The organism is Microbacterium sp. LKL04 (assembly GCF_900102005.1).
Classification (GTDB): Bacteria; Actinomycetota; Actinomycetes; order Actinomycetales; family Microbacteriaceae; genus Microbacterium.
In genome coordinates this window covers 2,480,736-2,495,095 of record NZ_LT627736.1, presented here as the reverse complement: position 1 = coordinate 2,495,095, position 14,360 = coordinate 2,480,736, and the positions used below count along the sequence as shown (strand labels likewise).

General features: G+C 66.6%; 14 protein-coding genes and 2 tRNA genes. 7 read left to right on the top strand and 9 right to left on the bottom strand.

Features of this window, described 5'->3' with window-relative positions; all coding sequences use genetic code 11:
• Window positions 1-19: 19 nt before the first annotated feature.
• Window positions 20-92: transfer RNA gene (locus BLP38_RS12215), tRNA-Ala, on the bottom strand.
• A gap of 14 nt (window positions 93-106) precedes the next feature.
• Window positions 107-180, bottom strand: a tRNA-Ile gene (locus BLP38_RS12210).
• A 116-nt stretch (window positions 181-296) separates the two neighbouring features.
• On the opposite strand from BLP38_RS12210, the gene BLP38_RS12205 reads away from it, so the two are divergent.
• Window positions 297-1,007: a VIT1/CCC1 transporter family protein gene (locus BLP38_RS12205; protein WP_091359844.1), complete on the top strand. Its 711-nt coding sequence runs from the start codon at window positions 297-299 to the stop codon at window positions 1,005-1,007.
• A 21-nt stretch (window positions 1,008-1,028) separates the two neighbouring features.
• Here BLP38_RS12205 and BLP38_RS12200 read toward each other — a convergent pair whose 3' ends face one another.
• From BLP38_RS12200 to dnaA, 7 genes are all read right to left on the bottom strand, one after another.
• Window positions 1,029-1,436 carry a DUF3566 domain-containing protein gene (locus BLP38_RS12200; protein WP_091358050.1) on the bottom strand — a complete coding sequence of 136 codons (408 nt, stop codon included), beginning with the start codon at window positions 1,434-1,436 and terminating at the stop codon, window positions 1,029-1,031.
• Entirely contained in the window at window positions 1,433-3,991 is a 2,559-nt protein-coding gene (gene gyrA / locus BLP38_RS12195) for a DNA gyrase subunit A (protein WP_091358048.1), read from the bottom strand. Before gyrA ends, BLP38_RS12200 begins: the two co-directional genes overlap by 4 nt.
• A gap of 54 nt (window positions 3,992-4,045) precedes the next feature.
• Window positions 4,046-6,088 carry a DNA topoisomerase (ATP-hydrolyzing) subunit B gene (gyrB, locus tag BLP38_RS12190; protein WP_091359841.1) on the bottom strand — a complete coding sequence of 681 codons (2,043 nt, stop codon included), beginning with the start codon at window positions 6,086-6,088 and terminating at the stop codon, window positions 4,046-4,048.
• A 124-nt stretch (window positions 6,089-6,212) separates the two neighbouring features.
• A complete protein-coding gene (locus BLP38_RS12185; protein WP_091358045.1) occupies window positions 6,213-6,707 on the bottom strand; it encodes a DUF721 domain-containing protein in 495 nt (164 codons plus the stop codon).
• On the bottom strand, window positions 6,694-7,860 hold the full coding sequence (gene recF / locus BLP38_RS12180; protein ID WP_091358043.1) for a DNA replication/repair protein RecF: 1,167 nt from the start codon (window positions 7,858-7,860) through the stop codon (window positions 6,694-6,696). Before recF ends, BLP38_RS12185 begins: the two co-directional genes overlap by 14 nt.
• Window positions 7,861-7,914: 54 nt before the next feature.
• Complete coding sequence (gene dnaN / locus BLP38_RS12175; protein ID WP_091358040.1) at window positions 7,915-9,057, bottom strand: DNA polymerase III subunit beta; 1,143 nt, start codon at window positions 9,055-9,057, stop codon at window positions 7,915-7,917.
• Between the two features lie 431 nt (window positions 9,058-9,488).
• Window positions 9,489-10,913, bottom strand: coding sequence for a chromosomal replication initiator protein DnaA (dnaA, locus tag BLP38_RS12170; RefSeq protein WP_091358037.1), 1,425 nt, complete (start codon window positions 10,911-10,913; stop codon window positions 9,489-9,491).
• Window positions 10,914-11,218: 305 nt separating this feature from the next.
• On the opposite strand from dnaA, the gene rpmH reads away from it, so the two are divergent.
• Genes rpmH through rsmG form a run of 6 tightly spaced genes read left to right on the top strand, consistent with a single transcriptional unit; the run spans window position 11,219 to window position 14,322 of the window.
• The gene (gene rpmH / locus BLP38_RS12165; protein WP_064002918.1) at window positions 11,219-11,356 is read left to right on the top strand and encodes a 50S ribosomal protein L34; all 138 of its coding nucleotides are present in this window, start codon (window positions 11,219-11,221) and stop codon (window positions 11,354-11,356) included.
• A 9-nt stretch (window positions 11,357-11,365) separates the two neighbouring features.
• Window positions 11,366-11,704, top strand: a complete 339-nt coding sequence (gene rnpA / locus BLP38_RS12160) for a ribonuclease P protein component (protein WP_091358033.1) — start codon at window positions 11,366-11,368, stop codon at window positions 11,702-11,704.
• A gap of 38 nt (window positions 11,705-11,742) precedes the next feature.
• On the top strand, window positions 11,743-12,057 hold the full coding sequence (yidD, locus tag BLP38_RS12155) for a membrane protein insertion efficiency factor YidD (protein WP_231916615.1): 315 nt from the start codon (window positions 11,743-11,745) through the stop codon (window positions 12,055-12,057).
• 6 nt (window positions 12,058-12,063) lie between these two features.
• Entirely contained in the window at window positions 12,064-13,161 is a 1,098-nt protein-coding gene (gene yidC, locus BLP38_RS12150; protein ID WP_091358027.1) for a membrane protein insertase YidC, read from the top strand.
• A gap of 20 nt (window positions 13,162-13,181) precedes the next feature.
• Window positions 13,182-13,685, top strand: coding sequence for a Jag family protein (locus BLP38_RS12145; protein WP_091358024.1), 504 nt, complete (start codon window positions 13,182-13,184; stop codon window positions 13,683-13,685).
• Window positions 13,678-14,322, top strand: a complete 645-nt coding sequence (gene rsmG / locus BLP38_RS12140) for a 16S rRNA (guanine(527)-N(7))-methyltransferase RsmG (protein ID WP_231916498.1) — start codon at window positions 13,678-13,680, stop codon at window positions 14,320-14,322. The genes BLP38_RS12145 and rsmG overlap by 8 nt, the downstream gene beginning before the upstream one ends.
• The last annotated feature ends 38 nt before the right edge of the window (window positions 14,323-14,360 follow it).

Here is a 14,360-nt window from a genome sequence, read left to right as displayed (position 1 = left end):
GATTCCGGCTTTCTGACTGTGGAGCCTAGGAGATTCGAACTCCTGACATCCTGCTTGCAAAGCAGGCGCTCTACCAACTGAGCTAAGGCCCCCGGTGCGGTGACGGTGGGGCTACCAGGACTTGAACCTGGGACCTCTTCATTATCAGTGAAGCGCTCTAACCGCCTGAGCTATAGCCCCGTCGTTGCCGGCTCACGCCTGCAACCTCCAAGACTTTACCCGACGATGGCACTGTTTGACGAATCCGCGCGACCGGCGGGGCCCGTCGCATGCCGCCGTTCTGGTTCACTGGGCTCATGAGCACGACCATGCACGCCGAGCCGCAGGGCGCCGGCCTCGGACAACGACTGAACTGGCTGCGCGCCGGAGTCCTCGGAGCGAACGACGGCATCGTCTCCGTCGCGGCTGTCGCGGTCGGCGTCGCCGGCGCGACGACGGACCTCGGGCCGATCATCACGGCCTCCTCCGCCGCGCTCGTCGGCGGGGCCATCTCGATGGCGCTCGGCGAGTACGTCTCGGTGAGCAGTCAGCGCGACACGGAACGCGCGCTGATCGAGAAGGAGAAGCGCGAGCTCGCCGAGATGCCGGAGCAGGAGCTCGCAGAGCTGACGGAGCTGTACCGCGAGAAGGGACTGTCCGAAGAGACGGCACGCAAGGTGGCCGAGGAACTCACCGCCCACGACGCGCTGGGTGCTCACCTCGACATCGAGCTCGGCATCGACCCGGACGAACTCACGAGCCCGTGGCAGGCCGCTCTCTCGTCGGCGATCGCGTTCACGCTCGGCGCTCTGCTGCCGTTCCTCGCGATCCTGCTGCCACCCGCGGAATGGCGCGTTCCGACCACCTTCGCCGCTGTGCTCGTCGCGCTCGCGCTGACCGGAACGATCTCGGCCCGCCTGGGCGGCGCCGGCAAGCGTCGAGCCGTCACCCGGCTCGTGGTCGGCGGGGCACTCGCCCTCGCCGTCACGTGGGCGCTGGGTCTGCTGCTGGGCACCTCCGTCGTGTGACGGGATGCCGCGGCATCCGACTCAGTTCGAGGTGAAGCCGACGAGCAGTCCTCCGGTGACCTTGACCATGAGGTTGTAAATACCGGCCATGACTGCGCCCAGCACGGTCACGACGATGAGGTTGAGGATCGCGACGACAGCGGCGAACGCCATCACCTGGGGCAGGTTGATGACGGACCCGAGCGTGAACGAGTTCTCACCGTTGACCGCACCGAGCAGCGCGTCGACCTGACCGATCAGGTTCGTCGAGCTGATCACGAGGTAGATCAGCAGGGTCGAGACGACCGTGACGATCGCCAGAGCGACCGCAGCCAGGAACGACAGCTTCACGGCCGACCAGAAGTCGACGTAGACGAGACGGAGGCGGACCTGCTTGGCGGTCGTCCGGCTCGAGGACTTCTTGGCGAGTTTGTCGGCAACAGAGCTCATGCGTCACTCTCTTCGGTGGTCTCGGGAGCCGAGGCGGCTTCAGGATCGGCTGCAGCTTCGGCCAGTCCACGCTCGCCGTTTCGGGCGATGGCGAGGATCCGGTCGTCGTCGTCGGGCCGGGCGAAGACCACGCCCATTGTGTCGCGGCCCTTGGCGGGCACCTCGGCAACGGCCGAGCGTACCACCTTGCCGCTGGCAAGAACCACGAGGACCTCGTCGTCCGCGCTGACGATCAGCCCGCCGGCGAGCTCGCCGCGGTCGTCGTGCAGCTTGGCGACCTTGATGCCCAGACCACCGCGGCCCTGCACGCGGTACTGATCGACGGCCGTGCGCTTGGCGTACCCGCCTTCGGTGACGACGAAGACGAATCCTTCGTCACGGACGACGGATGCCGAGAGCAGGCTGTCGCCGTCGCGGAAGGACATGCCCTTCACACCCTCGGTCGACCGGCCCATCGGGCGGAGGGACTCATCGCTCGCCGTGAAGCGCAGCGACATGCCGAGCCGCGAGACGAGCAGCAGGTCGTCGGTCGAGTCGACGAGCATCGCGCTGACGAGCTCATCGCCGTTCTCCTCGTCCTGACCACGCAGACGGATCGCGATGATGCCGCCCTGACGGTTGGTGTCGTACTCCGTGAGGGCCGTCTTCTTGATCTTGCCGTCGCGCGTGGCGAGGACGAGGTACTCGGCCGTGGCGTAGTCGCGGATGTCGAGGATCTGGGCGACGTCCTCGCCCGGCTGCAAGGCCAGGAGGTTCGCGACGTGCTGGCCCTTCGCGTCGCGCCCGCCCTCGGGGAGCTCGTAGCCCTTCGCGCGGTAGACGCGACCCTTGGTCGTGAAGAAGAGGAGCCAGTGGTGCGTGGTCGACACGAAGAAGTGCTCGACGATGTCGTCGGCGCGCAGCTGCGCGCCCTTCACTCCCTTGCCGCCACGGTGCTGCGAGCGGTAGTTGTCGCTGCGCGTGCGCTTGACGTACCCGTTGCGCGTGACGGTGACCACGATCTCCTCTTCAGGGATCAGGTCCTCCATCGACATGTCGCCGTCGTAACCGTGCAGGATGTGCGTGCGACGCTCATCCCCGAACTTCGCCACGATCTCGCCGAGTTCGTCGCCGATGATAGCGCTCTGCCGGTCGCGCGAGGCGAGGATGTCGTTGAGGTCGGCGATCTTGAGCTCGAGCTCGGTCGCCTCGTCGACGATCTTCTGGCGCTCGAGGGCCGCCAGGCGGCGCAGCTGCATCGTGAGGATCGCATCGGCCTGCGCGTCGTCGACGTCGAGGAGCGCCTTCAAGCCCTCGCGCGCCTCATCGACCGTAGGGGAGCGGCGGATGAGGGCGATGACCTCGTCGAGCGCATCGAGCGCCTTGAGGTAGCCGCGCAGGATGTGCATGCGCTTCTCGGCCTCGCGCAACCGGTACCGGGTGCGGCGGACGATGACCTCGAACTGGTGCGTCAGCCAGTAGCTGATGAAGCCGTCGATCGGCAGCGTGCGCGGCACGCCGTCGACGATCGCGAGCATGTTCGCGCCGAAGTTCTCCTGCAGCTGCGTGTGCTTGTACAGGTTGTTGAGGACGACCTTCGCGACGGCATCCCGCTTCAACACGATGACGAGTCGCTGACCCGTGCGGTCGCTCGTCTCGTCGCGGATGTCGGCGATGCCGCTGAGCTTGCCCTCGCGCACGAGAGCCGTGATCTTGGCGGCGACGTTGTCGGGGTTGACCTGGTACGGGAGCTCCGTGATCACCAGGCAGGTGCGGTTCTGGATCTCCTCGACGTTCACGACGGCGCGCATCGTGATCGAGCCGCGGCCGGTGCGGTACGCCTCGCGGATGCCCTTGGTGCCGAGGATCTGCGCACCGGTGGGGAAGTCGGGCCCGGGGATGCGCTCGATCAGCGCGTCGAGGAGCTCTTCGCGGGAGGCATCCGGGTTCTGCAGCGCCCACATGACGCCGTCGGCCACCTCGCGCAGGTTGTGCGGCGGGATGTTCGTGGCCATACCGACGGCGATGCCGACCGACCCGTTGACCAGGAGGTTCGGGAAGCGCGAGGGGAGGACGACCGGCTCACGGGTCCGGCCGTCGTAGTTGTCCTCGAAGTCGACGGTGTCCTCGTCGATGTCGCGGACCATCTCGAGCGCGAGCTGCGCCATCTTCGTCTCGGTGTACCGCGGGGCGGCGGCGCCCATGTTGCCGGGGGAGCCGAAGTTGCCCTGACCGTCGGCGAGAGGGTAGCGCAGCGACCAGGGCTGCACGAGGCGGACGAGCGCGTCGTAGATCGCGCTGTCACCGTGCGGGTGGTACTGACCCATTACCTCGCCGACGACGCGGGCGCACTTCGAGTAGCTCTTGTCGGGACGGTAGCCGCCGTCGTACATGCCGTAGATGACACGACGGTGGACGGGCTTGAGGCCGTCCTCGACGCGCGGCAGCGCACGCCCCACGATCACGCTCATCGCGTAGTCGAGGTAGCTCCGCTGCATCTCGACCTGGAGGTCGACCTGGTCGATGTTGCCGTGCGAGTAGCCGGCAGTCGGGTCGGGACGCTCTTCGTCAGCCATGTTCTCTCAGTCTTCGTTCGTCGTCGTCGGAGTGCAGGGGCGGATGCGGCGGACTCAGATGTCCAGGAACCGCACGTCCTTGGCGTTGCGCTGGATGAATCCGCGCCGCGCCTCGACGTCCTCGCCCATCAGCACGGAGAAGATCTCGTCGGCCGCCGCGGCATCGTCGATGGTGACCTGACGCAGCGTGCGCGTCTCGGGGTCCATCGTCGTCTCCCACAGCTCCTTGGCGTTCATCTCGCCCAGACCCTTGTAGCGCTGCACGCCGTTGTCCTTGGGGATGCGGCGGCCCGCGGATGCGCCCTCGCGCAGCAGCGCGTCGCGCTCGGCGTCGCTGTAGACGTACTCGTGAGGAGCGTTCGACCACTTGAGTCGGTACAGCGGCGGCTGCGCGAGGTACACGTAACCGGCCTCGACGAGCCCGCGCATGTAGCGGAACAGCAGCGTCAGCAGAAGCGTCGTGATGTGCTGGCCGTCGACGTCGGCATCCGCCATCAGGACGACCTTGTGGTACCGGGCCTTCTCGATGTCGAAGTCCGGTCCGATGCCCGCGCCGAACGCCTGGATCATCGCCTGGATCTCGGCGTTTCCGAGCGCCCGGTCGAGCCGCGCCTTCTCGACGTTGAGGATCTTGCCGCGCAGCGAAAGGATCGCCTGCCGCTCCGGGTCGCGACCGGAGACGGCCGACCCACCGGCGGAGTCACCCTCCACGAGGAAGATCTCGCTGATCGACGGGTCCTTGCTCGTGCAGTCCTTGAGCTTCTCCGGCATGGATGCCGACTCGAAGACGCTCTTGCGACGGGCGGTCTCGCGCGCCTTGCGCGCAGCCATACGTGCAGTCGCGGCCTCGATGGCCTTCGTGATGATGAGCTTGGCCTGCTGCGGGTTGCGGTCGAGCCAGTCCATGAGCTGGTCGCCGACGACCTTCTGGACGAAGGCCTTCGCCTCGGTGTTGCCGAGCTTGGTCTTCGTCTGCCCCTCGAACTGCGGTTCGGACAGCTTCACCGAGATGACGGCGGTGAGGCCCTCACGGATGTCCTCGCCCGCGAGGTTCTCGTCCTTGTCCTTGAGGAGGCCCTTCTCCTTCGCATAGCGGTTGATGTACATCGTCATCGCCGCGCGGAAGCCCTCTTCGTGGGTGCCACCCTCATGGGTGTTGATCGTGTTCGCGAAGGTGAACACGTTCTCGGTATAGCCCGAGGTCCACTGCATCGCGAGCTCGAGCGAGATGTGGCGGACCGTGTCCTCGGACTCGATCTCGATGATCTCGTCGTTGATGACCTCGGCCTTGCGGACCTTGTTGAGGTACTCGACGTAGTCGACGAGGCCGCGCTCATAGAGGAAGTCGTCGTGGCGCTGGGCCGTCTCCGACCCGCCCTCGGGAAGATCCACGACGTCGATCGCTTCGGGACGCTCGTCGGTCAGGGTGATGCGCAGCCCCTTGTTCAGGAACGCCGTCTGCTGGAACCGGGTGCGCAGCGTGTTGTAGTCGACCTCGGTCGTCTCGAAGATCGACCCGTCGGGCCAGAACGTGATGGTCGTCCCGGTCTTGTCGCTCTCCTCGCCCTTGGCCAGCGGGGCCTCGGGCTTGCCGCCTCCCGAGAAGGTCTGACGCCACACGTGTCCCTGACGTGCGATCTCGACCTCGAAGCGCGTCGACAGCGCGTTGACGACCGACGAACCGACGCCGTGGAGACCACCCGAGACGGCGTAGCCGCCGCCGCCGAACTTGCCGCCGGCGTGGAGGACCGTGAGAACGACCTCGACGGTCGACTTGCTGGGGTCGGACGAGTGCGGGTCGACGGGGATGCCGCGACCGTTGTCGACCACGCGGAGTCCGCCGTCCTCGAGGATCGTCACGTGGATCGTGTCGCAGTACCCCGCGAGAGCCTCGTCGACGGAGTTGTCGACGATTTCGTACACGAGGTGGTGGAGGCCGCGCTCACCGGTGGAACCGATGTACATGCCGGGCCGCTTGCGAACCGCTTCGAGACCCTCCAGAACCTGGATCTCAGAGGCGCCGTATTCGGCGGGAATCCGGGGCTCGGCGGGAGTTTCGGGGTCTTCGGGAACGGTGTCGGGGGTTTCTGACGTCATCGGTTTCGTGCGCTCCACATCCATCGTTCAGGCCTTCCTCCCAGTCTATCGGAAAGGGGGCGCTATGAGCGGCTGAACGGCGCTGTGAGCGCGTGAAAGCTTCTCGGAGGGTGCGGGACGTGCCTCACCCGTAGGTATCGCGAGGGCCCCGCCCTGGAACGGCTCTGGGGCCCCATTTCCATGAGGGGACGTCCGGGCCCACGAAACGGACCGATTCGACGCCGGCTTCGGGGAACCGTCGGATGAGCTCCGTCACGATCGTCGCGCGCATGAGGTGCAGGTTCTTCGCCCACGCGGTCGAATCGCACTGGACGGTGAGCACACCGTCGCTCAGCGCGACGGGATCTGCGTGACGCGCCGTCTCCTCACCGGCGACCTCGGCCCACTTGAGGACGAGGTCCTCCTTGGCGAGTTGCACGTCCCATCCGGACTGACGCGTGAGGTCGGCGAGCAGATCGCCCATTCCCTTCGGGTCCCGCCCCGACGTGAACGGCTGGTTCTCGTCGTCGTCGTTCCGCCGCCGCTTGCGGCGCTTCTTGGCCGCGGAGGGCTCGAGACCGCGCAGGCGCAGGTAAGTGGAGACCGTCTCGGGGATGCCGCCGGCGTCAGACATCGGCATCCGCCACGATCGTTCCCGCCTCGACACGGACGGTCCGGACGCGGAGGGCCTCGGGGACGTCACCCTCGACGGCGGCGGTGACGATGACCTGTTCGAAGTCCGCGACGACCCCCGCCAGACGTGTCCGACGATCGGCGTCGAGTTCGGCGAAGACGTCGTCGAGGATGACGATCGGGTCACCGAGTCGCAACTGGTCGCGCAGGAGCTGCGCCGACGACAATCGCAGCGACAGCGCGGTCGACCACGACTCGCCGTGCGACGCGTATCCCTTCACGGGGAGCCCGCGGAGCCGGAGGAGCAGATCATCCCGGTGCGGCCCGACGAGGGTCACACCGCGCTCGAGTTCCTGCGCGCGTTTCGCGGCGAGACCGGCGCGGAAGGATGCCGCGATCGCGTCCGCTCCGATCGCCGAACCCGTCTGCGTCACGGCAGCGCCGTCGTCCTCGGGGTCGGCACCCTCCACGGTCAGCATCCATTCGAGCTGCGGGCCGTGATCGGCGCCGGCGATCGCCTCGTAGGCATCGCGCATCGGCTGCGCGAGGTCCTCCGCCAGACGGAGCCGCGCCAGGATGATCTCGGTCCCGAGCGAGACGAGCTTGTCGTCCCAGACGTCGAGGGTCGTGAGCTGCTCTGCCTTGAGGCTCCTGGCCCGCGCGGATTTCAGCAGGGCGGTGCGCTGCTTGAGTACGCGGTCGTAGTCGGCCAGCACACCGGTCATGCGGGGGGAGCGCTGCACGAGCAGCTGATCGGCGAACCGACGGCGCGACGACGGATCGCCGCGGACGATCTGCAGGTCTTCGGGGGCGAACAGCACCACCTGCGCGTAGCGCGGGAGTTCGGAGGTCCGTACCGGCGAGCCGTTGACCCGCGCCTTGTTCGACCCGGACCGGTTGAGCTGCGCCTCGAGCTGGATGCGCCGGTCGCCGTAACCGAGCCGCGCGCGGACGAAGGCGGCATCCGCTCCGTAACGGACCATCGGCGCGTCCTGTGAGACGCGGTGCGAGCCGAGCGTCGCGAAGTAGCCGATCGCCTCGGCGAGATTCGTCTTGCCCTGACCGTTACGGCCGACGAAGACGTTCGGACCGGCGACGAGGCCCACCTCGGCCGACGCGTAGTTGCGGAAGTCGACGAGACTCAGATGCTCCACGATCACCAGCTCACCCTCCTTCGAGGCACCGACACGCCTCGAGGTGGACGGACGACGGGGTCAGCGCAGCAGCAGGTTCGGCTGCAGCAGGTATTTGAAGCTCTCGGGCGTGCCCGAGGTCTGCGGCGTGATGAGAACGGGGCTGAGCTTGTTCGCGTTCTCGCTGGAGGTGAACGTCACACGCGTGAACTCGCTCTTCACCGCACCGAGGGCCTCGAGCAGGTACTGCGGGTTCAGACCCAGCGTGACCTCGTCACCGGCGAGCGTCGCGTCGACCGATTCGGTCGCGCGAGCCTGCTCGGTGCCTGCGGCATCCATCGACACGCCCTCGTCCGAGAACGTGAACCGCAGCGGCGCGGAGCGGTCGAGCACGAGCGAGACGCGGCGGACCGCTTCGGCGAGCTCGGCGGTGTTGACGACGGCGTAGTGCTCGGTCTGCGCCGGGAAGAGGCGCCGGACCGGGGGGAAGTTGCCCTTGATCAGGAGCGACGTGACGGTCTTGTTGCCCGCGGTGAAGGCGATGATCTCGCGATCACCCGATCCCGAGAACGACACCTGGATGTCACCGGCGTGGGCGAACGTCTTGCCGACCTCGGTCAGGGTGCGAGCGGGAACCAGCGCCGTGGTCGCCTCTTCGCGGGCGACGGCGCCGCTGTCGAAGTTGATCTCACGGAGAGCGACCCGGTAACGGTCCGTGGCGACGAGGCTGAGCTCGTTCCCGGTGACCTCGAGCTGGACGCCGGTGAGCACGGGGGTGACGTCGTCACGGGATGCCGCGAACGCGACCTGCGCGATGGCCGTCGAGAAGTCGTCGCCCGGGACGAGGCCCGAATCCCCCGAGACCTCGGGAATCGCCGGGTACTCGGCGACCGGCATGGCCGCGAGGGTGAAGCGCGCCGACCCACAGGTCAGGAGGATCTCGCCGTCGGCGTCCTGCGTGATCTGGATGGGAGCGTTCGGCAGCCGGCTGGCGATCTCGGAGAGGAGCCGGCCGTGCACGAGGATCGTGCCCGGTTCGTCGACGGTCGCGTCGATGCGGGTGCGAGCGGATGCCTCGTAGTCGAATGCGGCCAGCGACAGACCGTCGTCGGTCGCTTCGATGAGCACGCCGGCGAGGATCGGCTGGGGGTTCCGCTGCGGGAGCAGCTTCACCACGAACGACACGGCTTCGCTGAATACGTCGCGGTTGACGTGGAACTTCACGGATGCTCCCTTGACGGCGAGATGGGCCCTCTCATGCTAGTGCCCATGTCGAGCCGGTCCGGAAGCGTCTCTGCGTGGATCGAGCGGAGCCGGATCTCACCCCTCGGTGTGATCGGACCGGGTTCTCATTAGATAGTTCTCTGTCTTCTTGTTAACAGTTGTGGAAACTGTGGATAAGTCGGTGGATCCCAGTCGCCGAGCCGGAACCACATCTGTGTAACTTGTGCACGGGCTGCGGAAACTCGCGGGACAACGCGGACGTCGACGATGTCGCGTTCAGACCTTCATCCACAGGCGGCCGCCGTTCGTTCACATCTGAGGGCCGTCGCCGCACAGTTATCCACAGGCTTTCCACACTGTGGGAAACCGCATTGTGGGGGTGAGTCCGGGAGCGTGTCAAGTACGCCCGAACGCTCGGGCGTGTGCGTCCGTCAGCGGCCGGAGCGGCCCAGCTGCGACGTGATCTCCGACACCTGGTTGTAGATCGAGCGACGCTCCTTCATGAGTTCGCTGATCTTCTTGTAGGCGTACATGACCGTCGTGTGATCGCGGTTGCCGAAGAGCTGACCGATCTTCGGCAGTGACAGACTCGTCCGCTCGCGGCACAGGTACATCGCGATCTGTCGAGCGGTCGCGACCGACTGCGACCGGCTCGATCCGTAGAGGTCGTCGACTGTGAGGCGGAAGTACTGGGCCGTCGCGGAGATGATGTCGGTCGGCGAGATGACGTTTGCGTCGTCCTGGTCCACGATGTCGCGGAGCACGGTCTGCGCGAGCGAGATGTCGAGGTTCGACCGGTTGAGGCTCGCGAAAGCCGAGACGCGGATGAGCGCGCCCTCGAGCTCCCGGATGTTGCTCGAGACCTTGGTGGCGATGTACTCGAGGACCTCGTCCGGCACCTGGAGTCGCTCCGACTGGGCCTTCTTGCGCAGGATAGCGATACGGGTCTCGAGGTCGGGGGCCTGCACATCGGTGATGAGGCCCCACTCGAAGCGGCTCCGCATCCGGTCCTCGAAGCCGGTGAGGTGCCGGGGCGGGACATCGCTCGTGATCACGACCTGCTTGTCGTGGTCGTGCAGCTGATTGAAGGTGTGGAAGAAGGCTTCCTGGGTCTCGGCGCGACCCTGGAGGAACTGGATGTCGTCGATGAGCAGGATGTCGACGTCGCGGTAGCGCGCCTGGAACGCCGACGCCCGGTTGTTGACGATCGAGTTGATGAAGTCGTTCGTGAATTCCTCGCTCGACACGTACCGCACCTTGATACCCGTGTAGAGGTTGATCGCGTAGTCGCCGATCGCGTGCAGGAGGTGGGTCTTGCCGAGTCCCGAGTCGCCGTAGATGAACAGCGGGTTATACGCCTTGGCCGGAGCTTCCGCGACGGCGACGGCCGCGGCGTGTGCGAAGCGGTTGGACTGACCGATGACGAAGTTGTCGAAGGTGTACTTCGGGTTCAGGCGGGTGTCGTTGCGGGATGCCGGTGCCGCCTGCTCGCTGTAGTCCTCGGCGTTCGGGCGGATCGGGGCCGTGGGCGTCGGTGCGAGAGCGGACTGCACGGGGACGGGCGCGGTGAGGTGGGCGTCGCCGAGTTCGGGGTTCACCACGACGCGGAACGTGCTGGCGGCCGGTTCGGCGTCGACCTGGGCGAGGGCCTCCATGATCGGGCCGCGCAGGCGCTTGTTGAACTGGCCGGCGGTCAGATCGTTGGGCACGTCGAGATACAGGGTGCCGCTCATGACGCCCTGTGCGACGGCGAGGTTCACGAACCCGTGCAGTTGCGGAGTGACGCGGTCGTCGTGAGCGAGGACGTCGAGCACAGCGGTCCAGACGGGGACATCTGGAAGTTCGTGCTCGGACATGACCCTCCTGGGGTGTGGACAATGGTGTGTACGGGACTGTGCACAACCTGTGGATAAGTGTCCGGATCACGCTAGTCATCTGGGCAGCGCAAGGCAAAACCCACTGTAGAACCGGCCCGCGTGTCGTCGCCAGCGGCGTTCGACCACCGGTGGATAATGGCCGGTCGGTGTGACGAGTTTGGGATCTCAGGAATCTCGACGTATCCTAGGTCGGTTGACTTGCGCCTTTTCGGCGTGGGTCCCCCATGTACCTGTGTCCCCGGTCTCGAGCGTTCGGGTGACCCCGCCTTTCCGGAGTGATCTTCATGAGCAAGCGCACGTTCCAGCCCAACAACCGCCGCCGCGCCAAGAAGCACGGCTTCCGCGCCCGTATGCGCACCCGCGCCGGCCGCGCCATCCTTTCGGCTCGTCGCTCCAAGGGGCGCACCGAGCTCTCGGCCTGACGCCACACGGTGCTGGCGCGCGGGAATCGCATCACCCGCGGGGCGGACTACCGTTCCGTCGTCCGCGGAGGTTCTCGCTGTGCGGCAGCGCACACCGTGACCCATGTGGTCAGCACTTCTGAGCAGCGCCCCCCACGCTTCGGCTTCATCGTGAGCAAGCGCGTGGGGGGCGCTGTCGTGCGCAATACCGTGAGGCGGCGCCTTAAGGCGATCTGCGCGGAAGCCCTCGACGGCGTCCGTCCCGGGGCCGACGTGGTGATCCGCGTGCTGCCGTCTGCGGCATCCGCCGACTACGCGGCGCTGCGCACCGAGGTCGTGCGATGCCTCGAACGGAAGGCCGCCGCGTGAGCTCCGCACCTCTCCCCTCCTACACGCGAGGAGAAGCGGTGGTGGATGCCGCAGCACTGCCGGCATCCCTCGTCCTTCTCCCCCGCAACGCCGTGATCGGTCTCCTGCACGGATACCGCGCCACCATCTCCCAGACGTACGGCGATGTCTGCAAGTACTATCCCTCGTGTTCGGCCTATGCACTCGGCGCGGTGCAGCAGCACGGTGTGATCAAAGGGTCGGCACTCGCAGCCGCCCGCCTCGCACGATGCCACCCGTGGGCAGCGGGCGGCATCGATGATGTCCCCGCCCACACGCACTTCCGGCACGACCTGACTTCGCACGGCTTCGTCGTGCCCCGCAGAAAGGACTGATCCTTGGTGGATCTCTTCGCCGCCGCGGCGACCCTGCCGCCCCTTCCGAACCCGACGACCCCGAAACCCGGCGGCACGGACTTCTTCAGTGTCATCCTGTGGCCGTTCAAGTTCGTCGTCGAGGCGATCCTCGTCTTCTGGCACTGGATCTTCACGTCCATCGGTTTGCAGCCGGATGCGGGTCTGACCTGGGTTTTGTCCATCGTCGGTCTCGTCATCGTCGTGCGTGCCGCGCTGATCCCGCTGTTCGTGCGGCAGATCAAGAGCCAGCGCAAGATGATGGAGCTCGCGCCCGAGATGCGCAAGATCCAGGAGCGCTACCGCGGCAAGCGCGACCAGCTCTCTCGCGAGGCCATGAGCCGCGAGACCATGGCGATGTACAAGAAGCACGGCACGACGCCGCTGTCGAGCTGCCTTCCACTCCTGGTGCAGATGCCGATCCTTCTCGGCATGTTCTACACGCTCAGCGAGGTCAAGCGGCACGCGGAGTGGGGCGTCGGTGGCACCGGCCTTCTCAATGCCACGCTGACGCGCGAGTTCTACAACGCCGAGCTCTTCGGTGTCGCGCCGCTGCACGTCAACATGATCGACGCGATCAACACGAATCAGACCGCGACGGTCGTGATCCTCGTGATCCTCGTCATCCTGATGATCCTGTCGCAGTTCTTCACGCAGCTGCAGATCATCTCGAAGAACCTGTCCCCCGAGGCCAAGACCGGCCAGGCGTACCAGATGCAGCGCATCATGCTCTACGTCCTCCCCCTCGCCTTCATCTTCTCGGGTGTCTTCTTCCCCCTCGGCGTGGTCATGTACTGGTTCACGTCGAACATCTGGACCATGGTCCAGCAGTTCATCGTCATCCGGAACCTGCCGACCCCCGGCTCCGAGGCCGCGAAGGCGCGCGAAGAGCGTCTCGCGAAGAAGGGCAAGGCGCTCGACGCCACCGGCAAGGTCATCCCGATGGCCAAGTACGAGGCCGAGCAGCAGCGTCTGCTCGAAGAGGCGGAGCGTGCGAAGGCGGCTGCGCCGAAGCGTCAACAGCCGGTAGGTAAGAACCGTGCCAAGAAGCAGGCTCAGAAGGGCAAGCAGGACAGCTCGTCCTGACGAGGACTGAAGGATTCACGATGACCACGACTGACAACACCGCCGGCGCCCGCCCCGCGCCCACCGTCGACGAGCTCGAGCAGGAAGGCGACATCGCGGCCGACTTCGTCGAGGGGATCCTCGACATCGCCGACATCGACGGCGACCTGACGCTCGACGTGCGTGCGGGCCGCGCCTACGTCTCGGTCGAGAACGAGCAGGCCGGCGCGCTGTCGCTGCTCGCCGATCCCGACACGGTGCAGGCGCTTCAGGAACTCACCCGCATCGCTGTGCAGACGAAGACGGGACGCTTCTCGCGTCTGATCCTGGACGTCGGTGGATCCCGTGACGCCCGTCGAGGCCAGCTGCAGAAGCTCGTCGAGCGAGCCCTCGAGCGCCTCGACGACGGTGCCTCGCAGGCATCCCTCCCACCGATGTCCAGCTACGAGCGCAAGCTCGTGCACGACATCGCCGCAGAACACGGCCTGGTGTCCGAGTCCTACGGCGAAGGTGCGGACCGCCACACGGTTCTCCGCCGTGGGTGATGTTTCACGTGAAACACCCGAGGCTGAACCGGATGCCGCGGCATCCGTCTTCGGCGATCGGGTTGATCTCGCGCGTCGGTTCACCGCAGCGCTGATCGCACAGGGCGAGGAACGCGGGCTCATCGGTCCGCTCGAACTCCCCCGCATTTGGACGCGCCACATTCTGAACAGCGGCGTTGCGGCTCCGTTGTTCACCGCAGGATCTCGCGTCGGCGACATCGGATCCGGTGCGGGTCTCCCCGGCCTCGTCCTCGCGATCGCGCGGCCCGACGTGCGCTGGGTGCTCGTCGAGCCGATGGAGCGGCGCATCGCCTGGTTGACCGAGCAGGCTGACGCGCTGGGGCTCGACAACGTCGAGATCGTCCGTGCGCGCGGCGAGGACTGGACGGAAGGTCCCGTCCTGGATGCGGTGACGGCGCGCGCGCTCAGTGCATTCCGTACGCTCATCCCCATCACCGCACCCCTCGTCCGGAACGGCGGGGAGTTGATCCTGCTGAAGGGCGCGAACGCGGCGAACGAGATCGCGGCAGCAGAGAAGATCGTCCGCAAGTTCCGGTTGTCGGATGTCCGCGTCGAGCCCATCGGCGACGGCATCGTCGAGGAGCCGACACGGGTGATCCGCGCGACTGTGCGCTGACACCCGTCATGTTTCACGTGAAACAGTGCCGCGCTAGT

What these genes read in the sequence shown, in the direction of transcription:
- BLP38_RS12205 (WP_091359844.1), top strand. Translation starts at nt 297, where the DNA reads ATGAGCACGACCATGCACGCCGAGCCGCAGGGCGCCGGCCTCGGACAA.
- BLP38_RS12200 (WP_091358050.1), bottom strand. Translation starts at nt 1,436, where the DNA reads ATGAGCTCTGTTGCCGACAAACTCGCCAAGAAGTCCTCGAGCCGGACG.
- gyrA (WP_091358048.1), bottom strand. Translation starts at nt 3,991, where the DNA reads ATGGCTGACGAAGAGCGTCCCGACCCGACTGCCGGCTACTCGCACGGC.
- gyrB (WP_091359841.1), bottom strand. Translation starts at nt 6,088, where the DNA reads ATGACGTCAGAAACCCCCGACACCGTTCCCGAAGACCCCGAAACTCCC.
- BLP38_RS12185 (WP_091358045.1), bottom strand. Translation starts at nt 6,707, where the DNA reads ATGCCGATGTCTGACGCCGGCGGCATCCCCGAGACGGTCTCCACTTAC.
- dnaA (WP_091358037.1), bottom strand. Translation starts at nt 10,913, where the DNA reads ATGTCCGAGCACGAACTTCCAGATGTCCCCGTCTGGACCGCTGTGCTC.
- rpmH (WP_064002918.1), top strand. Translation starts at nt 11,219, where the DNA reads ATGAGCAAGCGCACGTTCCAGCCCAACAACCGCCGCCGCGCCAAGAAG.
- BLP38_RS12145 (WP_091358024.1), top strand. Translation starts at nt 13,182, where the DNA reads ATGACCACGACTGACAACACCGCCGGCGCCCGCCCCGCGCCCACCGTC.